This is a genomic window from Betaproteobacteria bacterium, from assembly GCA_009377585.1.
Lineage (GTDB): Bacteria > Pseudomonadota > Gammaproteobacteria > Burkholderiales > WYBJ01 > WYBJ01.
Genome location: WHTS01000001.1, coordinates 21,761 through 42,380, shown reverse-complemented (window position 1 = coordinate 42,380; position 20,620 = coordinate 21,761). Strand labels below are relative to the sequence as shown.

The 20,620-nt window shown below is 64.8% G+C and carries 20 protein-coding genes; 8 read left to right on the top strand and 12 right to left on the bottom strand.

Annotated features, from left to right (window positions below):
• Positions 1-63 precede the first annotated feature (63 nt).
• From GEV05_00205 to GEV05_00195, 3 genes are read left to right on the top strand one after another with little or no spacing between them, the layout of a single operon-like run.
• Positions 64-582: a hypothetical protein gene (locus GEV05_00205; GenBank protein MPZ41828.1), complete on the top strand. Its 519-nt coding sequence runs from the start codon at positions 64-66 to the stop codon at positions 580-582.
• A gap of 3 nt (positions 583-585) precedes the next feature.
• On the top strand, positions 586-1,737 hold the full coding sequence (locus GEV05_00200) for a c-type cytochrome (protein ID MPZ41827.1): 1,152 nt from the start codon (positions 586-588) through the stop codon (positions 1,735-1,737).
• Entirely contained in the window at positions 1,738-3,351 is a 1,614-nt protein-coding gene (locus GEV05_00195) for a SulP family inorganic anion transporter (protein ID MPZ41826.1), read from the top strand.
• Between the two features lie 13 nt (positions 3,352-3,364).
• Here the strand turns inward: GEV05_00195 and GEV05_00190 are convergent, their stop codons facing one another.
• From GEV05_00190 to GEV05_00180, 3 genes are all read right to left on the bottom strand, one after another.
• The gene (locus tag GEV05_00190; GenBank protein MPZ41825.1) at positions 3,365-4,183 is read right to left on the bottom strand and encodes a hypothetical protein; all 819 of its coding nucleotides are present in this window, start codon (positions 4,181-4,183) and stop codon (positions 3,365-3,367) included.
• A gap of 120 nt (positions 4,184-4,303) precedes the next feature.
• On the bottom strand, positions 4,304-5,326 hold the full coding sequence (locus GEV05_00185; protein MPZ41824.1) for a tripartite tricarboxylate transporter substrate binding protein: 1,023 nt from the start codon (positions 5,324-5,326) through the stop codon (positions 4,304-4,306).
• Between the two features lie 93 nt (positions 5,327-5,419).
• Positions 5,420-6,508 (bottom strand): mandelate racemase/muconate lactonizing enzyme family protein, encoded by a 1,089-nt coding sequence (locus GEV05_00180; protein ID MPZ41823.1) that lies wholly within the window; start codon positions 6,506-6,508, stop codon positions 5,420-5,422.
• 214 nt (positions 6,509-6,722) lie between these two features.
• Between GEV05_00180 and GEV05_00175 the strand changes: the two genes are divergently transcribed.
• Together GEV05_00175 and GEV05_00170 are read left to right on the top strand one after the other, a co-directional pair.
• Entirely contained in the window at positions 6,723-8,231 is a 1,509-nt protein-coding gene (locus GEV05_00175) for a DHA2 family efflux MFS transporter permease subunit (GenBank protein ID MPZ41822.1), read from the top strand.
• Between the two features lie 61 nt (positions 8,232-8,292).
• Complete coding sequence (locus GEV05_00170) at positions 8,293-9,447, top strand: MFS transporter (GenBank protein ID MPZ41821.1); 1,155 nt, start codon at positions 8,293-8,295, stop codon at positions 9,445-9,447.
• 20 nt (positions 9,448-9,467) lie between these two features.
• Here GEV05_00170 and GEV05_00165 read toward each other — a convergent pair whose 3' ends face one another.
• From GEV05_00165 to GEV05_00155, 3 genes are all read right to left on the bottom strand, one after another.
• Positions 9,468-10,094, bottom strand: coding sequence for a glutathione S-transferase (locus tag GEV05_00165; protein MPZ41820.1), 627 nt, complete (start codon positions 10,092-10,094; stop codon positions 9,468-9,470).
• Positions 10,095-10,353: 259 nt separating this feature from the next.
• Positions 10,354-11,382: a tripartite tricarboxylate transporter substrate binding protein gene (locus tag GEV05_00160; GenBank protein MPZ41819.1), complete on the bottom strand. Its 1,029-nt coding sequence runs from the start codon at positions 11,380-11,382 to the stop codon at positions 10,354-10,356.
• On the bottom strand, positions 11,379-12,638 hold the full coding sequence (locus GEV05_00155; GenBank protein ID MPZ41818.1) for an alpha-hydroxy-acid oxidizing protein: 1,260 nt from the start codon (positions 12,636-12,638) through the stop codon (positions 11,379-11,381). The genes GEV05_00160 and GEV05_00155 overlap by 4 nt, the downstream gene beginning before the upstream one ends.
• 402 nt (positions 12,639-13,040) lie before the next feature.
• On the opposite strand from GEV05_00155, the gene GEV05_00150 reads away from it, so the two are divergent.
• A complete protein-coding gene (locus GEV05_00150) occupies positions 13,041-14,033 on the top strand; it encodes an MFS transporter (protein ID MPZ41817.1) in 993 nt (330 codons plus the stop codon).
• Here the strand turns inward: GEV05_00150 and GEV05_00145 are convergent.
• Together GEV05_00145 and GEV05_00140 are read right to left on the bottom strand one after the other, a co-directional pair.
• The gene (locus tag GEV05_00145; GenBank protein ID MPZ41816.1) at positions 13,961-14,257 is read right to left on the bottom strand and encodes a hypothetical protein; all 297 of its coding nucleotides are present in this window, start codon (positions 14,255-14,257) and stop codon (positions 13,961-13,963) included. The two genes, GEV05_00150 and GEV05_00145, sit on opposite strands and share 73 nt — an antisense overlap.
• On the bottom strand, positions 14,258-15,292 hold the full coding sequence (locus tag GEV05_00140) for a tripartite tricarboxylate transporter substrate binding protein (protein MPZ41815.1): 1,035 nt from the start codon (positions 15,290-15,292) through the stop codon (positions 14,258-14,260). It abuts the gene before it with no gap.
• Between the two features lie 249 nt (positions 15,293-15,541).
• Between GEV05_00140 and GEV05_00135 the strand changes: the two genes are divergently transcribed.
• Together GEV05_00135 and GEV05_00130 are read left to right on the top strand one after the other, a co-directional pair.
• Positions 15,542-16,228: a transporter substrate-binding domain-containing protein gene (locus GEV05_00135; GenBank protein ID MPZ41814.1), complete on the top strand. Its 687-nt coding sequence runs from the start codon at positions 15,542-15,544 to the stop codon at positions 16,226-16,228.
• Complete coding sequence (locus GEV05_00130; protein MPZ41813.1) at positions 16,225-16,686, top strand: hypothetical protein; 462 nt, start codon at positions 16,225-16,227, stop codon at positions 16,684-16,686. The genes GEV05_00135 and GEV05_00130 overlap by 4 nt, the downstream gene beginning before the upstream one ends.
• Before the next feature lie 79 nt (positions 16,687-16,765).
• Here GEV05_00130 and GEV05_00125 read toward each other — a convergent pair whose 3' ends face one another.
• The 4 genes from GEV05_00125 to GEV05_00110 form a co-directional block, all read right to left on the bottom strand.
• On the bottom strand, positions 16,766-17,329 hold the full coding sequence (locus GEV05_00125) for a carboxymuconolactone decarboxylase family protein (protein ID MPZ41812.1): 564 nt from the start codon (positions 17,327-17,329) through the stop codon (positions 16,766-16,768).
• A 92-nt stretch (positions 17,330-17,421) separates the two neighbouring features.
• Positions 17,422-18,603: a tripartite tricarboxylate transporter substrate binding protein gene (locus GEV05_00120; GenBank protein MPZ41811.1), complete on the bottom strand. Its 1,182-nt coding sequence runs from the start codon at positions 18,601-18,603 to the stop codon at positions 17,422-17,424.
• Between the two features lie 45 nt (positions 18,604-18,648).
• On the bottom strand, positions 18,649-19,362 hold the full coding sequence (locus tag GEV05_00115; GenBank protein ID MPZ41810.1) for a hypothetical protein: 714 nt from the start codon (positions 19,360-19,362) through the stop codon (positions 18,649-18,651).
• 6 nt (positions 19,363-19,368) lie between these two features.
• On the bottom strand, positions 19,369-20,529 hold the full coding sequence (locus GEV05_00110) for a tripartite tricarboxylate transporter substrate binding protein (protein MPZ41809.1): 1,161 nt from the start codon (positions 20,527-20,529) through the stop codon (positions 19,369-19,371).
• Between the last annotated feature and the right edge of the window lie 91 nt (positions 20,530-20,620).

The following is a 20,620-nucleotide window of genomic DNA, read 5'->3' as shown; positions in this document are numbered from 1 at the left end:
GAGAGCAAGCAGGGGGCGCGCAGAAGCGCGACACGAGTGAGAACACTAGTCACCATCGGTTTGATGGCCGGCTTCGTGATCTGGGCACATCTGGCGTCCGGGTTTCGAGTGTTCCACTCGGAAGTGGTCTCCGAGCCCGGCTGGGAAAGGTTCCGCACCGAGTATCACGTCGACCACTTCGGCAACGACGGTCAGTTCGTGAGAGCCGTGCAGAACGGCTACAACCTCGTTTTTTTCACTCACAAGTACGCATCGCGCTTCACCCGTAAGACCGCCGGCAACGCCGCCAACTCTTGTTCCACCTGTCATACGGCGGAGGATCTTGCGTACGGCTTCGTCAACTCGGACCGCCTCGACCGGAAGACGGGAAAGCGCATCTCGTTCGAAGACAGCGTAAGGCGCTGCTATGCCCGTTCCATGAATGGATTCGTGCCGACGATCTATGATCCCGCCGTCCGCGACATTCGCCTTCTCGCCCGAGCGGTTGCTCATCACCTTCAATTGAGCGAAGGCTCACTCGAGAAAGCGGAGCAGGAGCGCTTTACCCCGAATGAAGATCGTTTTGGATTGAACACGCACTAGATCATGTCCACGCCGACCGGAAAACTGACCCGAGTGATCCTTCTGCTTCTTGTAATGGGGGGTCTCTATGTCCTGGCAACGCACAAGCACAAGCAGCGAGAAGAGCTCCGGCAATCCACGGTGGCGCTGACACCCGGTTGCGAAGCGAAGCTCGCTCGCTATGGGCTCGCTGCCGGCGAGCACTACCAATCGCCGTACGTCCTGGCAAAGGCCGGCGCTCCCGTCAAGGTTCGCGGCTACAGTGAGGCCGATGTCCGTGCGATCCAGCGCGGCTGCAACATCATCGACGACACGCAAGGGCACTTCGCGCGCGTTGCAGGTGCCGAGCGCTGGAACTCGAAACGATTCATCCGTGGCAGCCACACCAGCTGCGATCACTGCCATCAAGGTATCGGGGACAAGCAGGATGCCAGCGGCAACCGGCTGAAGGGTTCGCTGAGCCTGGGCGCCTCATGGGTGATGGCGGACATGTACGATCGCTTTACCGGCTTGCTCCTGCCCTACGAGCTTCGGCAGATGCAGTGCTACATCAATTCGTCCAATGGATACAAGCCGAACATTGCCGATGACCTCGTACGCGATGTCACCGCCTATAGTCGCTTTCTCTCGGCTGCGCTGGATCTCAAGATCGGCAATCACTACGATGAACAAGGCGTCGACGAGATCGCCGCATCGGCCACCATCAAGCAAGGCGACGACTATGTTCGCGGCGAAGCGCTTTACAAGGAGAAATGCCAGGTGTGTCATGGCCGCCAGGCATTCGGCGTAGTGGCAGAGGGCCGCGTCGTCGCGCCCGCTCTGGCCGGGCCCAACGCCTGGAATATGCAGTCCCGCAACTACTTCTACTATGTCTCGACCATCCTGCCTGGCTTCATCTGCCGCAACATGCCATTGGGGCAGGAAAACACGCTCGACAATCAACAGTGCCGGGATATTGCTTTTTACATCAGCAATCTGCCCAGACCCGCGGGCGATCGCCAAGGACCGCTGATCGCTTTGCGCAACCAGCTTCTGATGACGGTGCTGCCGCCGCTGATGCAGCTGACGGAATCGGCAGAGAAGAGTCCGCAGCCAGGGCAGCAGGCTGCCGGAGCGCAGCCAGGGCAGCAGGCTGCCGGAGCGCAGCCAGGGCAGCAGGCTGCCGGAGCGCGATAGATGAGACCTTTCGCGCTAGCACTGAAAGACAAGGCCGTCGTTGCCCAGCATTGGCCGCAATTACAGGGCAATCTGGTGGTGGGCCTGACCCTCGCGCTGGTGACCTTGCCCCAGGCTGTGGCATTCTCGGTCACGTTGGCCGGGGTTCCCCCCCATTTCGGGATATACGCCGCCATCTGGGGCGTTCTGTTCTGCACTCTGCTCAATCCGTCGCGGGTTTTCCATGGCGGTCCCAACACCGCGATGTCCGCCACGATCGGCATCACCCTGTTGCCGCTTGCGCCTCCCTTCGGCGCCGAGTACATGGGCTATGCGTTGACGCTCGGACTCATGGCTGGCCTGATCCAACTGGCGTTCTATCTGGTGCGGCCACTGGGAAGGATGCTCGACCTGATAAGCGAGCCGGTCATCAACGGCATGATCTGCGGCATCGGTCTGTTTCTGATCTTCAAGTCCCTGACTACCTTCGGTGGGCTGCCGCTCAATACGGAAGTGGAATGGCCCCTCTGGATCGCATGGCAGTCGCTTCTCGCGGTGCTGGAGATCGGCAACATGCACGCCATCCAGGTGGGGATGATCACCCTCATCACCTGCGTGATCGTGCAGCAGTTCGCGCGGTTGCGCAATTGGGCGATTCTGTTCGGCATTGCGGCGGGTACCCTGTATTCGGAGTACCTGACCGCCACCCTGGGTCTGGACAACACACTCATCGAACAGATCGGCAATCTGTCGTCGATCGGCTTCGTGTCTCCCTCGCTGCCGCTGTTCAGCCAGGAGGCCATGCCGGATGTCATTGCGATCGTGCCCGGGGCCGTCACGCTCGCGCTGTTGGGACTGTTCCAGACGGTCGCGGCAATGCGCCGCATGAATCGCAAAGTCGGCGGTTACACCGACAGCCGCAAGGCGATCTTTTCAGACGCCGTATCGAACTGCCTGCTTCCATTCCTGTCGTCGCTGCCCACGTGCGCGTCATTCAATCGCATGTGGTTGGTGCACAGACTCGGGATTCATAGCCGTATCGCCATTGCCAGCTCGGCGCTGTGGCTGTTGCTCCTCGTATTGTTTCTTGCCCAGCTGATTGCAATCATCCCCATGCCGACCATGGCCGCGATCATCATGCTGCTCGGGGCGAACATGATCAACTGGGAGGACATCAAACCCCACTTCAAGGATCGCCGTGAAACGGTGGTGTTCATGGCGTCTTTTCTATCGGTGCTGTTGCTCGACCTGTTCGGCGCAGTGATCGTGGGATCCGTTCTCGCCATTGCATATTCCAAGTGGGCACAGGCGCATCCCAACATCAGCCTGCGCGGCAACGTTCTGAAGCTCCGCGGCAATCTCTATTACGGTTCCCTGCCCGTTGTCGAATCGACTTTCCACAGCGCGGTCGCCCGCACCCGCGACCTGACCATCGACTTCTCGGATTGCTACTACATCGATCAAGAAGGGGTTCGGTGGCTGGCGGCGACGAGGGCGAGACACGACGTGACCTTCACCGACCGTCGCAGCGGCGAGGATCGCCGCCACGGCGAACGACGAACGGAAGGCGACAGGAAACGCATGGCCGGCAGGCGGCGCGAGAGGCCGGACCGGCGGAAACGCTCGGAGTTCTGATAGCGCACGCTGGTTATGACCCCGCCGCCCTATCGTTGCGGGCCACGATTCGCGCCGATCGATCGAAGGTCCAATAGGACCAGGCCCAGTCTATCAGCACGACAAGGCGGTTTCGGAATCCGATCAGGAAATATATGTGGGCGGTCAGCCACGTAACCCAGGCGAGCCAACCCGAGAGGTGTACACGACCGAACATCGCAACCGCCTTGCTGCGACCGATCGTGGCGAGCTGCCCGTAGTCCCGATACCGAAACGGGCTTGGCTTTTTTCCGGCGAGCTCGGCGAGTAGATTTCGAGCAGCGTGCCTGCCCATCTGCTTTGCAGCCGGCGCCACGCCTGGCACGGGAGGGCTATGCATCGGCAGTATGGCGAGGTCGCCCACCACCTGGATCTCCGGGTGCCCTGGCACGGTGAGATCAGCCTCGACGATGACACGCTTGGTGCGATCGAGCGGCACGCCGAGCGATGCGCCGAGTGGACTAGCCGCAACGCCTGCGCACCAGATGACCGTCTTCGCCGCGAGCCGTTCTCCGCCGAGGTCGACGCCGTCGGCATCGATGCCGATCACGCGCTTGCCAAGCCAAAGCGTGACGCCGAGGCGCTCGAGCTGCAGACGCGCGCGCTCCGACAAGTCTGGTGGATACGCAGAGAGCACGCGATCGATACCTTCGACCAGCACGACGCGCGCGTTGCGGGGGTCATAGCGGCGGAATTCGCCCTTCAAGGTATGGTGATTGACGCGATCCAGCACGGTGATCTCGAACGATGCGTCGCACAACGCGCGCGCTGCGAACAAGCCGCCGAATCCGCAGCCGACGATCACGACGCGCATGTCAGTGCCCGTTTCCAGATCCAGGACGGCAGCACGCCCTGCGATCCGAACGCCTCGGAAGCCTTCCGCGAGACGATGCGCTCTGCCCGCTCGGCTCGCAGCGGGGCCCGCGCGGCGCCGTCACTTGTCCCGCGGCTTGATGTCGGCGAGCTTGACCAGGCGCCGCCAGCGCTCGATCTCCTCGCCGATGTGCTTGCGGAATGCTTGCGACGTGCCACCGACGATCATGCCGCCGTCGGCCGAGATCACTTTCACCACGTCCGGGTCCTTCAGCACCCGGTTCAACGCGCCATTGAGCGTACCGATGATGGCGCGCGGCGTGCCCTTCGGGGCGAGCCATCCGTGCCAGGTTGTCACTTCGTAGCCGGTCAATCCGGACTCGGCCAAGGTCGGGATCTCGGGCAGGCCGGCCGATCGTTCGGCCGTGGTGACCGCCAGCGGCCTGATCCTGCCGGCCCTGATATGCGGCCCCGCGCTGATGACGTTGGCGAAGCTGGCATGCACCTGCCCCGCGATCAGATCCTGCGTCGCCGGGCCCGTTCCCTTGTAGGGGATGGTCGTCATCTCGATGCGGGTCGCATCGGCGAGCCATACCTGCGCGAGATGAATGGTGGTGCCTATCCCGGAGATCGCGAAGTTGAGCTTGCGCGGATTAGCCTTGGCCCAGCCCAGGAACTCGCTTATGTTTTGGGCCGGAAACTTCGGATTCACCACCAGCACGTAGGGCGCCTTGCTCATAAGGATGATCGGCTCGAAATCCTTCTGCGGATCGAACGGCGGCTTCTCGTAGAGCGCTGGGACATTGGTAAAGCCGGGCGATGTGGCAAGCAAGGTATAGCCGTCGGGCGTCGCCTGCTGGACGATGTGCTTGAAGGCGATCATGCCGCCCGCGCCGGGCCGATTGTCCACCAGGAACGTCTGCTGCAGCGCCTCGGAGAGCTTCTGCGAAAAAAGTCGCGCCTGGATGTCGGTGGCGCCGCCCGGCGAGAGGGGAACGACCACGCGCACCGGCTTGTTCGGGTAATTCTCGGCGCCCGCCTGGAAGGACGAGGCCAGCATCGCAGCCAGAACGGCTTTCGCAAACAACGACGACATCTTCAACACCATCTCCTCCAATTCCCGCCGCAGTGGCGGCGATCCCATACCGACGCTGACACTCAGCGTAGACGACGCCACCGCTTGCGCGCGCTACGGCGTCGATTCGCAGACGCAGGTTTGTCCGTTTTCCCGACCGAGCTAACAATATCTGCGCAGTACCTCCCGATCGATCTCGATACCCAGGCCGGGCCCTTGCGGCACGGCGACGATGCCGTCGCTGTGGCGGATGGGCTCGCGCGCGAGCTCGGTGCGCAGCGCATTCTCGCTCATGTCGTACTCGAGCAGCGTCGGGAACGGCTCCAGTGCACGGGGCGAATCGGGCAGCGCGGCGAGCAGGTGTAGCGTGGCGGCAAGCCGGATCGAGGTGCCGAACATGTGCGGGATGACTCTCACATGGTTGGCGCTCGCCATGGCGGCGATCTTCCTGAACTCGGTGAAGCCGCCGCAGACACAGACGTCGGGCTGGATGATGTCCAGCGCGCGCTCCTGGATCACGCGCCGGAAGGCCCAGCGGCCGCGAAATTGCTCGGCGCCCGATATGCGGATGTTCAGGGCTCGGCCGATCTCGATGTAGCCCTCGACGTCGTCGGCACTGGTCGGCTCTTCGAACCACAGCAGATTCTGTTTGGCGATCTCCCGCCCCACGGCGATGGCCGTGCCGCGGTCGTAACCGCAGTTGGCGTCCACCGCGAACAGGATATCGTCGCCGATCGCGCGGCGCACGGCCGCCACGTTCCTGATGTCGTAGTCGGGGCCGAACCCGACCTTCATCTTCATGGCCTTGAAACCCTCGTCGACGTAGCCGCGCGCTTCTTCCACCAGGGCGGCGGTGCGATCGGCGCGTTCGCGGCGAAACAGACCCGTCGCGTAAGCCTGCACGCGCGTGCGGAATGCGCCGCCCAGCAGCTGGTGGATCGGCTGCTGCAGCGCCTTGCCCATGATGTCCCACAGCGCAATATCGACCGCGCTGATCGCAGCGGGGTCGACGCCTTGCTTGTGCAACCCTTCCCAGATGACTTCATGGTCGAATGGATTGCGGCCGATCGCCTGGGATTCGAGCGCACGCCGCGCCGGCACCGTGGCCCCTTCTCCCCAGCCGGTGATGCCGGCATCGGTGATGACCTCGACCACGCCGAACGGCCGCTCACGCGTCGTGCGCATGGCGTTGGAGAACGGATCCTTGACCGGATAGACCGGCGAATAGGTCTTGATGTCGGTGATCTTCATGGCCTCTCCTCACACAAGCGCACGCCTGCGATCATATCGCGGCCCGGGCCCGGCCCGCACGGGCTAGAATCACCCTCTTGCAGCGCTCACGGTCGCCTTCACGTAGCGCACCGAACGATTCTGCCTCCTCCCCAAGCCGATACATCCACGTCATAGCCCGTTGTCGACCACTGCCGCATCTCCAACCAACAAGTGGCTCGTAACGATCGCCGGCATGGCGGGCGCGATCTCGATGGTGCTCTCGTCGACGATCGCCAATGTCGCGGTGCCGACGGTCATGGGCGCGTTCGGGGTCGGGCAGGACCAGGCGCAGTGGCTGGCGACAGGGTTCGTTGCGACCATGGTCGCAAGCCAGCTGCTGAGCGCCTGGTTCGCGCGCGCCCTCGGGGTGCGCGGCGCATTCATGGTGGTCAACGTCGTGTTCTTTGCCGGCACCGCGATTTGCTTCTTCAGCCCGAACATCGAGATGCTGATCCTGGGGCGCGTGCTGCAGGGATTCGCCGCCGGGGTGGTGCAGCCGATGATCATGGCGCTCATCTTCAGCCAGTTCCCTGCGGACCGCCGCGGCCAGGCCATGGCAATCCACGGCATGGGCATTCAGATCGCCCCCATGCTCGGGCCGATGGTCGGCGGCCTGGTGATCGACACCCTGGGCTGGCGAGAAATATTCCTGATGCCCGTGCCGGTGTGTATCGTCGCGTTGTTCCTCGGCATGCTGTACTTGCCGGGGCGGGAGGAGCGGGGCGCCCTGCCCAGATTCGACTGGCTCGGCTACTCACTGCTGGTTGCGACCCTGGCAACGCTGCTCTTCGCCGGCGCCAACGGGCAGCGCTTCGGCTGGGACTCCAACCCGATCGTGACGATGGCGGCGACCGGGCTGGCCACCGGCACGGCGTTCGTGTGGCTGCAGCTCCGATCGAAGGCGCCGCTGCTCGACTTCTCGCTCTTCCGAATCCCGCAGTTCACCTCGGCAGTCATCGTCGCGTTCGTGTTCGGCCTCGGCAATTTCGCATCCAACTACCTCATCCCGGTTACCGTCCAGCACGTGCAGGGGTTCACGCCGTTCCTCTCCGGGCTGCTGCTCGTTCCGGCCGGAATGCTCGTGATCTCGGGAACATCGATCTTCGGCCGCGTCGCCGATGCCCTTCCGGCCAATCTGATGGTGATGTGTGGCCTCACCCTGTTCGCGCTGGGCAACTACCTGATGAGCGGAACCGATGCGAACACGACCTTCCTCGCTTTCGCCGGCATGATCGTGGTCGCCCGCTGCGGAATGGCCCTGATCATCCCCTCGCTCAACGTCTCGGCGCTGCGCGCGCTCACCCCTGCGCAGCTGCACCGGGGCACCGGCACGATCAATTTCATCCGTCAGCTCGGCGGCTCCTGCGGCGTCACCGCGTTGGTCGTGTTCATCGAGCAGCGCACCGAATTTCACGCCCAGGCGATGGCCGCGACCCAGACGCCCGCCAACACGACCAGCGTGGAGCTGCTATCCAAGGTCAGGGACCTGTTGGCGGAGTTGGGTCTGTCCGAGCACGTGCGGGGGCCGGGCGCGCTGCATTACCTCAACGAGATGATCGAGGCGCAGGCGTCCGCACGCGGTTTCAACGACGGCTTCCTGATGATCGCGATCGTGTTCATCCTGGCGGCGATACCGGCGTGGAATCTCGGCAAGGAGCGCAGGCGCTCGAGGCAAAGGCGCGAAAGCGGCATGGCACGCTGAACGCTGTGCAACAATGCCGGCTGCATGACCTGAAGCGCCGGAACGGGATTGGGAACGAGTGATGTCGATCTGGGTCGTGATGTTCATGGTGGTGTGCAACATGCTGGCCATGAAGGGCAGCAAGATCATCATCACCCTGTTCTCGATCGAGCTCGGCTCGCCGCAAGTGGTCATCGGCGTGCTGGTGGCGCTGTATTCGCTGTTTCCGATGATCCTCGCCATCTTTGCCGGCAAGCTGACCGATCGGCTGGGCGCACGCTGGCCGATGGTGGCTGGATCGTGCGGCATCGCGTTCGGGCTCACGCTGCCGTACTGGTTTCCGCATACGACCACGCTCTATTTTCAGGCAGCGCTGGTGGGCGCGGGGCACGTGTTCTACAACGTGTCGGTGCAAAACATGATCGGCGGCATCGGCGCGAAGGCGGATCACACCAAGAACTTCAGCAACTTCGGTCTGGCGATGGCAACGGGCAGTTTCATCGGGCCGCTGGTCGCCGGGTTCGCCATCGATCACGTCGGATACATATACGCGTATCTCATCCTGGCCGCGTCGCCGTTGATCACCGCCGTCATCATGGGCACGGCGAAACACGTGAGCAGCGGCCGCAGCCGGCACAAGGCGGACGATGCCATCACCAAGGACGAAGCAGCCGCTTCGTCGCAACCGTTCGAGCTTCTTTTCACCAGCCGTCCGCTGCGCCGGGTGCTGATCACCGGCGCGGTGCTGCTGACGGGGATCGATCTGTTTCAGTTCTACATGCCGATCTACGGGCACTACATCGGTCTTTCCGCCTCGCAGATCGGCGTGGTGCTCGGCACGTTCTCGGCGGCGGCGTTCATCGTGCGCATCTGGATGCCGGCCATCGTCGAGCGGCTGGGCGCGGAACGGGTGCTGGTCGCCTCCATGTTCACGGCGGCCGTCACCTATGTCGCGGTACCGTTCGTCACCCACATGGTGGTGCTGTGCGTGATCTGCTTCATCCTGGGCTTGGGCACCGGATGCGGACAGCCGCTGTCGCTATCGCTGATCTACCAGCGGGCACCGGGCGGGCGTTCCGGCGAGGCGCTGGGACTGCGCGCCACGCTGAACAACTTCACCCACATGGTGACCCCGCTCATGTTCGGCGCACTCGGCACGGCCTTCGGGGTGACGCCGGTGTTCCTGTTCAACTCGCTGATGCTCGCGGGCGGAGGGCTGATCATCGGGCGGCGGTAAGGAGCGTCCGATCGACGTGCTCAGGAGAGCGCGACCTCGAAGCCCTTCCTGGTCGCAGGTCGTGCCATGCAGCGCTCGTACCACGCTTTCACGTTCGGGAATTCCGCCAGATCCACCTTGTGCCGCTCGTGCCGCCAGGCCCAGCCGAGAATCGCGAAATCGGCGATGGAGCACTCATCGGCGACGTAGTCACGGCCCGCCAGGCGCCGATCCAGCACGCCATACAGGCGGCGCGTCTCCTTCGAGTACCGTTCCAGGCCGTACTTCTGGTCGGCGGGATCGGCCACCTGCAGGAAGTGATGCACCTGGCCGGGCATCGGCCCGAATCCGCCCATCTGCCACATCAGCCACTCCAGCACCGCGACCTTCTTGCGCGTGTCGGTGGGCAGGAACTTGCCGGTTTTCTCCGCCAGGTAGATCAGAATCGCACCGGATTCGAACACGCTGATCGGCTGGCCGCCGGGCCCGTCGCTATCGACGATCGCGGGAATGCGGTTGTTCGGACTGATCTTCAGGAACTCCGGCTGGTACTGCTCGTTCTTGCCGATGTTCACGGTGTGCACGTTGTAAGGCAGGCCCATCTCCTCCAGCGCCACGCTGATCTTGCGGCCGTTGGGGGTGTTCCAGGTGTGCAGCTCGATTGTCACGGGGCGCTCCCTTCCTTTCTCATATCGATGGTTCGAACCGGCCGGCACGCTTTCCGCACAAGACTCCCCTCTCCCTGCGGGAGAGACGCCACGATGCGCGCATCCCGACTTGCGCCCTGGAACCTGGCGTCTCTTCCCTCACCCCCAGCCCCTCTCCCAGGGGGAGAGGGGAGCGTCGCGTGCCCGCTGGGGCGGGCAGGTTCCTGGGTAGGGGATGGGGGTGAGGGAATGAAGGCTCGGGCCATGGCTGCGCGCTTACTCAATTCATCCGTATGCCGGCATCGCGGATGATCTTGCCCTTCACCTTCATTTCGGTGCGGATCAGCTCGGCGAATTCCTGCGGTGTGCTGGCCACCACGTCGATGCCTGCGTTGAACAAGCGCTCGGTGATATCAGGGCGCTGCAGGAACTGCGCGATCTCGCGGTGAAGCAGGCCGATGACGGCCGGCGGCGTGCCTGCGCGGGTGAAGGCGCCGATCGTCGCGGCCGATTCGTAACCGGGCAAGCCCGCGGATGCGATGGTGGGCAAGCCCGGCATGAGGCGCGTGGGCTGCGCCGTGGTCACTCCTACCGCCCGCAACCGTCCGGCCGCAAGATGCCCTTTCGAGGCGTTCGCGGTGGCGAACATCAACTGGACCCGCCCGCCGATCACGTCGTTCAGCGCGAGCTGCGCCCCCTTGTAGGGAATGACCGTGATATCCACACCCGCCATCGCGCTGAAGATGGCGCCGGCGAGATGGTTCGAATTGCCGATGCCGGAGCTCGCCATGTTGAGCTCGCCCGGCTTCTGCTTCGCCAGCTCGACGAGGTCCTTGACCGTCTTCACCGGCAGCGACGGATGGACCACGAGCACATTGGGCGATTGAATCGCCAGCATGATCGGCGCGAAATCGCGCACCGGATCGAACGGCACCGATGTGCGCATGAAAGGCGAGAGCCAGGTCACGGCGCCCGTCAGCATCAGGGTATGGCCGTCCGGCTGCGCCTCCACCAGGATCTGACCGGGAACGACGCCGCCCGGGCGATTGTCCACGACGACCGGCTGGCCGAGGCGGCTCGTCAGGTGAGGACCGATGAGACGCGCGGTGAAGTCTCCCGTCCCGCCCACGCCGGAGGCGATCAGGCGTATCGGTCGATGCGGAAACTCGGGCGCGCCGGCGGTGGCCGCGACGGCCGCATGGGCGAGCAGGCAACAGCCCAGGAGGCGAGCGCCCGGATTGCTCGGCGCCTGCCAACCGGATGCCTTCGACTCCTCGAGCTTGCGCGTTCGTCCCCGCAGAAGCATCACCGGCGCAGCGTGCTCACGTTCTGTGCGACCTCGGTGTAGTCGCTATCGGACAGACGTGAACCGGAACGAGACGAGCTCGCGCCTTGCAGCTCCCAATCGTAGGCGATGTGGTGGCGTCCGATGTCGGACACCGTGTTGCAGGAAATCTGCGCCATGCCGCGGCTGATCTCACCGCGATAGATGTCCAGCGCGCGTTTCGCGCCCGCGTAGCCCGCGGCGGCCGTGCCGTAGAGCGTGCTGCGCCCGATCAGCACCATCTTCGCGCCCAGCGCTAAGGCCTTCACCACGTCGCTGCCACGGCGCACGCCGCTATCGAAGATGACCGTGGTGCGATCGCCCACTGCGGCGACGATATCCGGCAATACTTCGATCGGCGCGGGCGCGCAGTCGCAGTTGCGTCCGCCGTGGTTGGAGACGATCACGCCGTCGGCACCGAGCTCGACCGACCTGGACGCGTCATCCGGATGCAGCAGCCCCTTCACGAGCAGCTTGCCGGGCCAGATGTCGCGCAGCGCCTTGAGGTCGTCCCAGTTGAGCGAATCGTTGCGCGTTTCCTTGTTGCCGCCGTAAGCGGCCGTGACCTTGCCCTGCAGCTCCGCGGGAAAATTCACCCGCTGCGGCATGCCGCCGTTGGCGATGTAGCGTCCCAGCACGCCCAGCATCCAGCGCGGGTGCATGAGCACGTCGGTCGTGTTCTTGCTGTTGTACTGGAAGGGCACGGAGAAGCCGTTGCGGCGGTTGTATTCGCGGTTGCCGGCGACCGCGCCGTCCACAGTGACCAGCAGCGCTTCGAATCCCGCGGCCGAAGCGCGGCGCACCAGTTGATGCGAGAGCTTGCGATCGGCCCACATGTAGAGCTGCATCCAGAGCGTGCCGCCCACCTCGCCGGAGATTTTCTCCATGCTGGTAATCGAGCCGGTCGCGAGCGAGAACGGAATGCCGGCGTCCTTGGCGGCGCGCGCGAGCTCGAGCTCGCCCTGATACCACATCATGCCGGCGGCGCCGGTGGGCGCGATGCCGATCGGCATCCTGTGTTCCTTGCCGAAAACCGTGGTGTCGAGCTTGCGGCCGGACACGTCGACCAGCATGCGCGGCCGAAACCGGATGCGCTCGAACGCCTCGCGGTTGTTGCGCAGCGCGCACTCTTCCTCGGTGCCGCGATCGACGAATTCGAACAGCCACTTGGGCAAGCGCCGCTTGGCCATGTCGCGCAGGTCGAAAATGTTCTGAGCCTCGTCCACGCTCGGGAAAATCATTGCGTCACCTTTCGTTCGGGTTCGATGTGCTGCCGGGTCGGAAGCGAGGTCCCCGCCCTCTCCGCGCGGCCTCTCCGCGCGCCTGGGCTGTGCGCCTGGACTGCGCGCCTGGACTGCGCGCCGCAGCCGCGTTCGGATTTCAGCCGCATTGTCCACCAAGAGCGCCGATTGTAGAAGTGCCGTCGTCCATCCACCGAAGCCGTACAGCCGCATTGTGGACTGTCACGCGCAGCCAAACCAGACGCGGCCGCCTGTGGCAACATCGGGACCCCGACACGCTTCGCTGCGGATCGCAGCGTCTGCCCGTCGGCGCACAGCACAAGAAATCACACCCCTTCGAGCTCGGCATGATGCAAGAGGTCCTGGTCCGGCTGAGCCGGATGCCCTTTGCCGCGCTCCGCCATGGACAGGCGTCTGCTGCTCATCGTCGCGGCCGCGGTGAACCTGGCGGTGTCGACGCTCATGCTGCTGCTTTTCGTCAGCGCTGCGCTTGCGCTGTGGCACATCATCGCCCTGGCGCTCGTGAGCAGCCTGACCTGGGCCGTGGACAATCCCACCCGTCAGGCCTTCGTGCCGGACCTGGTGGACCGGGAAGACCTGACCAATGCCATCGCGCTCAATTCGGTCGCCATAGAGATCACGGTGGTGGTCGGTCCGGCCCTGGGCGGGATACTGATTCCGGCCTTGGGCATGAGCGGCGCCTACGCGCTCATCTCGGCCATCTATCTCCTGGATGTGCTGGTGCTGCTGATGCTGAAGGACGTGAGGCAGGCTGCGCCGCACGCGCACGAGTCCCCGGCGCGCAGCCTGCTCGGCGGACTGCGCTATGTCTGGAGCAACCAGACGGTGTTCGTGCTGCTGGTGGTCGCCTTCCTTCTCAACCTGCTCGCCGCGCCCTACCGCTATGCATTTCTGCCCCTGTTCGCCCGCTACATCCTGGATGCGGGCCCGGCGGGCTACGGCATGCTCACAGCCATGGCCGGCGTCGGAGCGCTGGTGGCGGGTATATGGGTCGTCTCCCTGGGCAATTTCCGACGCAAGGGGCGGATGCTGATATGGAGCGGCCTCGCCTGGCCGGTCTCCCTGCTGCTGTTCGCGTTCTCGACCCAATATTCGGTTTCGATGGCGCTCGTGTTCGCCGCCGGGCTTGCCCAGGCGATCGTCTGGACCATGATAGCGACGTTGATCCTGAGCAACACCGCGCAGTCGATGCGAGGCCGGGTGATGGGACTGCGCACCGGCGTCGTCTTCAGTTTACCGATCGGCAATTTTCTCGCCGGCGCGGCGGCCGAACGCTTCGGCGCACCGATCGCCCAGGGCGCCTACGCAGCAATCGCGATCTTCATCATGCTGGCGATCGTGCTGCTGGTGCCCAGCCTGCACCGTTCGCAATGACGGGATCGCGCTCGCGGCTCGGCGTGCTCCTCGCTCTTCACTTCGAGGCCGATCTGCGCGCGCGAGAAGACGATCGAGTGCTCGCAGACGAGATCCGCGACCTCGGCCTTGTCCTCGGCCGATAGCGCATCGTAGGCGGTGCGCATATCGGCGAACTCGGTGTTGCCGCCGCTGGAGGGGATCACGCGCGCATGCAGAAGCGTGTAGCCGGCGCCGACCGACAGCTACTTGATGCTGATCCCGGTCTCCTTGACCAGTGTCGTGAGGCGCTTGCGCTCCACGTTCCGATAGTCGTCGAGCTCCTTGCGCCCGCCGGCGATGATCTCGATGCCCAGCGTCTTTAGGCGATCGCCGAACGCGGGCTCGCGGGCAGCCTTGACCACTTCCGCTGCTGCCTTGTCGACGATCGCCTCGGGCGTGCCCTTGGGGGCGACGATGCTGTACCAGCCGAAGGTCACGTAGCCCGGCACCGTGTCGGCGATGGTCGGCAGTTTGGGCAATCCCGGTGCGCGCTTGGCCGTGCTGACACCGAGCGCCCGCAAGCGCCCGGACGTCACATGCGGATACGCCGCCGGGAACACGGCGAACTGCATCTGGATCTCGTTCGCGATCGCATCGATCAGGGCCGGCGCGACACCCTTGTACGGCACGTGCAGCATGTCGATGCCGCTCATGTGCGTGAACATGACGGTGGTGAAATGCTCGCCGCTGCCCATGCCGCCGGAGCCGTAGCGCAGCTTCCCCGGCGACTGCTTCGCCAGCGCGATCAGCTCGGAGACCGACTTCGCCGGCACCTGGGGATTGACGGCCAGGATCCATGGCACCAGCCCAACCAGCGAGACCGAGACGAAATCCTTGTCCAGGTCGAACTTGAGATTGGGGTAGACCGCGGTGGCGATGAAGAGCTGCGAGGTCAGCATCATCCAGGTGTAGCCGTCGGGATTCGCGCGCAGCGTATGCTCCGCGCTCAGGATGCCGGCCACCCCCGGACGGGAATCGACGATCACCCGCTGGCCCCACACGTTGTAGAGATGATCGGCAATCAGCCGGGACATGATGTCCGGGCCCGACCCCGGCGCGCTGCCGATGATCAGGCGGATCGGCTTGTCCGGGAAACTCGTTTGCGCGGCAGGCGCCATAGGCGCTGTCGCAGCGGTGAAGATGGCGATTGCGATCGGCAGTGCGGCACGCATTGAGACCCTCCTCCGTTTTACGCTGCTCGGTGGACCGTTGCGGCATCGATCCGATGCCAACATCATCGGGCCGGACGGTACACCCAGCGCGCGAACCGCGCAATTCGCGCCCTCCCTATTCGCGCTTTCCCTAATCCTCGCCTTGCGGCCTCCGCTCCTTCCCGTGCCGACCGGTAATTCTTTCGCCCCGGTGCAACAGCAAGTCAGTATGATCGAGGCGAGCCGGTGGAATGAAACCGCAGTGAGCGTGGCGTCCGCAGATCGCGACCATCGGGGAAGTGGCCGCGGAACGACGCGCCGGACGCACGCGAGGGGATGAGGATGAACGACAAGCTTTTTCTTTGCTGCACGCTGATGTTCGCGCTGGCCCTGCCTGCGGCCGCCCAGGGTGGAGGAACCCTCGAGAGGATCCGCCACAAGGGCGTGATCACGCTGGGATACATCGACGGCGCAGCACCTTTCTCCACGGCCGGCGCGAACCGGGAGCCGCAAGGCTATTCGGTGGATCTGTGCCGTGAGATCGCCAGCGGCATCCGGGAGCAATTGAAGCTTCCCAAGCTCGACACGCGCTGGGTTGCGCTCACGATACAGAACCGGCTCGAGGCCGTGCGCACAGCCCGCGTCGATCTCGAGTGCAGCACCACCACTCGGACGCTGTCGCGCCAAGCCGAAGTCGATTTCAGCCTGATCACCTTCGTCGACGGGGGCAGCATCCTGACCACGAGCGCCAGCAGCACGCGGCGCCTGCTCGACTTCGGCGGCAAACGCATCGCGGTGATCTCGGGCACCACCACCGAGAAGGTATTGCGCGAGTCGCTCGCCGAGCGCTCGATCAAGGCCGAGGTGGTGACTGTCAAGTCGCGCCCCCAAGGGTTGAAGCTGGTCGAAGGCTCCAAGGTGGACGGATTCGCTGCCGACCGTACGACACTGATCGGGCTGATGTCCGCGAGCCAGCGCAGCTTCAGCCTGCTCGACGAGGACTTCTCGATCCGCTTGCCGTGATGTTCTGGTCGTCGCTCGCGCTGGCGGCCTTTGCGCAATCGATCAAGCTGCCGGATTTGCGCTCGCCGCCTCCGTCGATGGTCACGTTGAAACCCGGCGAGCCCTGCAACGCGTGCGGCCGCGTCGTCTCGATCCGGGAGGTCCAACTCGATCAAAGGTCCAGTGTCCCGCCGGCGTTCCACGGCAGTCCCGGCAGTTCGTCCGGATCGGTCGATCGCAACCTGGTTGGCGCAGTGATCTATCTTCCGCTCGGCGGCGCAACGAGGGAGCGACCCTTCGTCGGCGGCGTCGGCACGCCCGAGGCGCAGGCGCGCTTCCGTCAAAGCAGCTACGAGATTCTGGTGCGTCTCGACGACGGCACGCTGCGCACGACCCAGCGTCACGATGGCAGCCGCTACAGCGTCGGCGACCGGGTGAGACTCGCGGGCAACGACGAGATTGAACTGATCGCCCGATGAAGCCATCGCGGGCGGCGTCCGCTGTACGGCGCCTGCAGGGAAAGTGTGAGCGCTCGGCCAGGCAAGCTTTCGGGATCGCCTACTGCAAAGCCGGCAGCGGCGGCGCCACGCCGCCCGGAAGCGGCTGCTGCGCGACGTTGAGCACCATGGCCAGCATGGTGTAGTACCCGGTCAGCCCGATCAGGTCGACGACACCCTGCTCGCCGAATCGGTCCGCCACGGCGGCGAAGGTCGCATCGCTCACGCCGTGGCTGTCGTGCAGCTCCTTGCAGAAGCGGTAGACGGCCGCTTCGTCGTCTTGCAGCGCGCGCGGCGGCCTACCCTGCAGGAGGTCTTCGATTACGCCGGGATCGATCCCCTCTTTCACAGCTCGCGGACTGTGCTCGATCCATTCCACCTGGGCGCTCCACTGGCGCGCGGTAATGATGATGGCGAATTCGCGCAGGCGCGGTGGCAGCGAACAGCTGTAGCGCAGGTATTCGCCGACCTTCTGCGTTCGGGACATCAAGGCCACGCTGCGCAACAGGACAGCGTTCGGACCGAGCGGATTGAACTTGCCACGCGGGCCGCTCTCCAGTTCCTTCACGGCCTTGCGCTGCGCGTCGCTCATCTCGCTTTCGGTCAGCGGTTTGAATCGAGACATTTCTCGCACCCTGTTCGAGTTTCGATTGGAGGAAGCATTTCGCTTGTTCGGAAGCCGCCGCCCGCGGCCATCAGGCATCGCCGCGGCGGCAGCTATTGCGGCAGGATGCCGTGCTTGCGCATGAGCTTGCCCCAGCGCGCCACTTCCTTGCGATTCTCCTCGGCGAACTGCTCGGGCGTGGTGGTTCTGGGGATGGAGCCACCGGCGATCAGCCGGGCATTGATGTCGGGCATGTTGACGATCTTCACCAGGACGTCGTGCATCTTGTCGATGACCAAGCGGGGCGTTCCCGCCGGCGCGACCAGGCCTTTGAAGTTGCTCGATTCGAAATCGACGAAGCCCTGCTCTTCGAAGGTGGGCACGTCCGGCATGGTGGCCAGGCGCTTGGGACCGGCAAAGCCCAGCACCTTTACCCTGCCGGCCTTGTAGTGGCCCATGGCGACCGCCGGATTGATGAACATGAGGTCGTTCCTGCCTGCAAGCACTTCCAGTACGGCGGGGCCAGCGCCCTTGTAAGGGATGTGCAATACGTCGATCTTCATCGTGTCCATCAACAGCAGGAGCGACAGGTGACCGCCGGAGCCTGCGCCCGAGGAAGCGAAGTTGACCTTGCCCGGATGGGCCCTGGCGTAGGTGATCATCTTTTTCGCGGTGTTGGGCGGAAAGCTGGGGTGCGCGATCAGCACGTTCGGCGTGAGGTCGAACTTCGTGATCATGGCGAAGTCCTTGACCGGATCGTAAGGGACCTTCTTGTGCAGCAGCGTCGCGAAAATATGCGTATTGGGCGCTGCCACCAGAAACGTGTAGCCGTCGGGCTCCGCCCTGGCGACGATCTCCCCGGCGATCATGCCGCCGGCGCCGCCCCGGTTTTCGTAGATGACGGATTGACCCAGCAGCTCGGCTGCCTTGACCGCGATCGGCCGCACGATCGCATCCGTGCCGCCGCCGGCCGCGTAGGGAATGACCCAGCGCATCGGCTTCCTGGGGTAGTTCTCCTGGGCGTGGGCTCCCCCGATGGCGGCGACGGCAAGCACGGCCATCCCGAGTGTGCGCAGCATCATCAAAATTCCCTCCACGGATCGCGCTTTGAAATTTCTGCGCCCGCAAGCCGTGCCGGTCATGCCGGCAACGACGGGGCGTTCCTGCGCCCGGACACAGCCTGCCGGTATGGTAACTCCGATCATGGACGAAGCCGTTTTCGCGCGCGTGCCGCGTTCCAGCCGTACACCGAAGCTTGCGTGCGCTCCCGGCGAATCGGTTGCACGCGCGGCCATCGAGCCGCTGCGCCGGCGCTGCTCGCGGGCCGTGCGAGAGGGCAATCAGCCCGGATCGGGCACGAAACGCACGGCACCCGGAAACGGCCGCGGTTGCGCGAATCGTGGCGCACCCGGGATGATGCCGCGCGCGACCAGGTTCTCATAGCGGTCGTAGTAGATCGTGAACACTTGCTCAGGGTGCGCGCTCGCACGCCGGAAGTCGGTGAACGCCACCGCCGAATGCTCGCGCTCGCCATGGCCGGTGCCGAGCTTGTCGAGTTGCCGCCTCGGCGCCGTCGCGCCGAATTGCTCCGACTCCCGCACGCTGCCGGCAGGATCGTCCGCAGGCGCAGCGGGCGCTTCGGAGCGCTCGGCCTTCCCGCTCTCATCCATCCGGTTCCCTGCGCTTTCCTGGGGATGCGGATAGGGCTGCGGCCTGCGACGCGCTGGCGTCCGCTCGCGAAACACCGCGACGCCGATGACGCCCACGTCGTTCGCACGCCCGGTGCGTGCGGCGTAGCTGTCGGGTAGCGCCGTGAAATAAAACGAAGCCACCTCGTCGGCGTTCTTGCGCCACCCCGATATCTCGTAGGATTGCCACGGCGAGAATACGTAGCCGGTCTGGCCCGGGGCGGCGCTTTCGCCGCTCACCACGTTGACACCGTCGACCGATACCACCGAGAGGATTCTGCCGGCGCTGCGATTGCTGACCCGGATGGCATAGCGCTCACCGGGCTGGCCGGCGATATAAAGCTTGCCGCCGTGCAAGAACGGCAAGCACGATCACTCCGCCGTGATGTTCTTCTCCCGAATGAGCTTCCCCCACTTGTCGTAGTCGCGCTCGAGCAGCGCGGCAAGCTGCTCGGGCGTTCCGGCAACGGGGTCGGCGCCGGTGGCGAGCAACTTGTCGCGCACGTCCGGCATGCTCATCGCCTTCTGGATCGCCTGGCTCAAACGATTCACCAGCTCGCGCGGCGTCTTGGCCGGGGCAAGGATCGCGTACCAGTTGGCCGCCTCCACGTTCTTGAATCCCTGCTCTTCCAGGGTGGCGACATCGGGAAGGACCTCGACCCGCTTCTCGCCGGCGATGCCGATCGCGCGCAGCTTGCCGGCGCGAATGTGCGGCAGCAACGGCGTGACATCCAGGATGATGGCGCTCACCTGCCCGCCCATCGCATCCACCATCGAAGGCGCGGCGCCCTTGTACGGCACGTGCACGAGGTCGATCTTGGCCGCAGCCTTCAGCAGCTCCAGCGCAAGGTGCGGAATGCTGCCGACCCCGCTGGACGCGAGCGTAACTTGACCCTTGCGCGCACGGGCGAGCGCCGCGAACTCCTTCACATTCTTCACCGGCAGCGACGGATGGACGGCAAGCGTGCTGCTGGCATTGACCACCTGGCCGATCGGCGCGAAATCCCGCAGCGGATCGTACGGAAGTTTCGGCATGATGTGCGGGCTGATCGCGAGCGCTCCGCAGGTGGAAAAGTACAGCGTATGGCCGTCGGGCGCCGATCGCGCGACGTGATCGGCGGCGATGGTGGCGTTCGCGCCGGCCCGATTCTCGACGATCGCATTGGTGCCGAGCAGCGCCGGCATCTTCGCGGCCAACAGGCGAGCGGTGAAGTCGGTCGGGCCGCCGGGCGGAAAGCCGACCACGAACCGGATCGGTTTCCCACCGAAGCTCTGGGCGAATGTCGGCGGCGTGGCGGCGCACAGGACCAGCGCGCCGATGGCCAGGATGCGATTCATGTGTGTTTTCCTCCTCATGCTGCGTCTCTTCATTGTAACCACAGGCCCACGCGCCTTCGGCGCATTCTTGCCTCCCGCCGGCGCATTCTTGTCTCCCGGCCGGCGCATTCTTGTCTCCCGGCCGGCGCATTCTTGCCTCCCGCCGGCGCATTCTTGTCTCCCGGCCGGCGCATTCTTGTCTCCCGGCCGGCGCATTCTTGCCTCCCGGCCGGCGCATTCTTGCCTCCTGCCGGCGCATCCCTTGCCTGCCGCCGGGCGTGTTCCTGCCGCCCGTCGTGCGCAAGAC

What these genes read in the sequence shown, in the direction of transcription:
- GEV05_00190 (MPZ41825.1), bottom strand. Translation starts at nt 4,183, where the DNA reads ATGCGCGTCGTGATCGTCGGCTGCGGATTCGGCGGCTTGTTCGCAGCG.
- GEV05_00140 (MPZ41815.1), bottom strand. Translation starts at nt 15,292, where the DNA reads ATGATGTTGGCATCGGATCGATGCCGCAACGGTCCACCGAGCAGCGTA.
- GEV05_00200 (MPZ41827.1), top strand. Translation starts at nt 586, where the DNA reads ATGTCCACGCCGACCGGAAAACTGACCCGAGTGATCCTTCTGCTTCTT.
- GEV05_00135 (MPZ41814.1), top strand. Translation starts at nt 15,542, where the DNA reads ATGAGGATGAACGACAAGCTTTTTCTTTGCTGCACGCTGATGTTCGCG.
- GEV05_00155 (MPZ41818.1), bottom strand. Translation starts at nt 12,638, where the DNA reads ATGATTTTCCCGAGCGTGGACGAGGCTCAGAACATTTTCGACCTGCGC.
- GEV05_00185 (MPZ41824.1), bottom strand. Translation starts at nt 5,326, where the DNA reads ATGGGATCGCCGCCACTGCGGCGGGAATTGGAGGAGATGGTGTTGAAG.
- GEV05_00205 (MPZ41828.1), top strand. Translation starts at nt 64, where the DNA reads ATGGCCGGCTTCGTGATCTGGGCACATCTGGCGTCCGGGTTTCGAGTG.
- GEV05_00125 (MPZ41812.1), bottom strand. Translation starts at nt 17,329, where the DNA reads ATGTCTCGATTCAAACCGCTGACCGAAAGCGAGATGAGCGACGCGCAG.
- GEV05_00150 (MPZ41817.1), top strand. Translation starts at nt 13,041, where the DNA reads ATGGACAGGCGTCTGCTGCTCATCGTCGCGGCCGCGGTGAACCTGGCG.
- GEV05_00110 (MPZ41809.1), bottom strand. Translation starts at nt 20,529, where the DNA reads ATGCGCCGGCCGGGAGACAAGAATGCGCCGGCCGGGAGACAAGAATGC.
- GEV05_00195 (MPZ41826.1), top strand. Translation starts at nt 1,738, where the DNA reads ATGAGACCTTTCGCGCTAGCACTGAAAGACAAGGCCGTCGTTGCCCAG.
- GEV05_00120 (MPZ41811.1), bottom strand. Translation starts at nt 18,603, where the DNA reads ATGGCCGCGCGTGCAACCGATTCGCCGGGAGCGCACGCAAGCTTCGGT.
- GEV05_00180 (MPZ41823.1), bottom strand. Translation starts at nt 6,508, where the DNA reads ATGAAGATCACCGACATCAAGACCTATTCGCCGGTCTATCCGGTCAAG.
- GEV05_00170 (MPZ41821.1), top strand. Translation starts at nt 8,293, where the DNA reads ATGTCGATCTGGGTCGTGATGTTCATGGTGGTGTGCAACATGCTGGCC.
- GEV05_00175 (MPZ41822.1), top strand. Translation starts at nt 6,723, where the DNA reads ATGGCGGGCGCGATCTCGATGGTGCTCTCGTCGACGATCGCCAATGTC.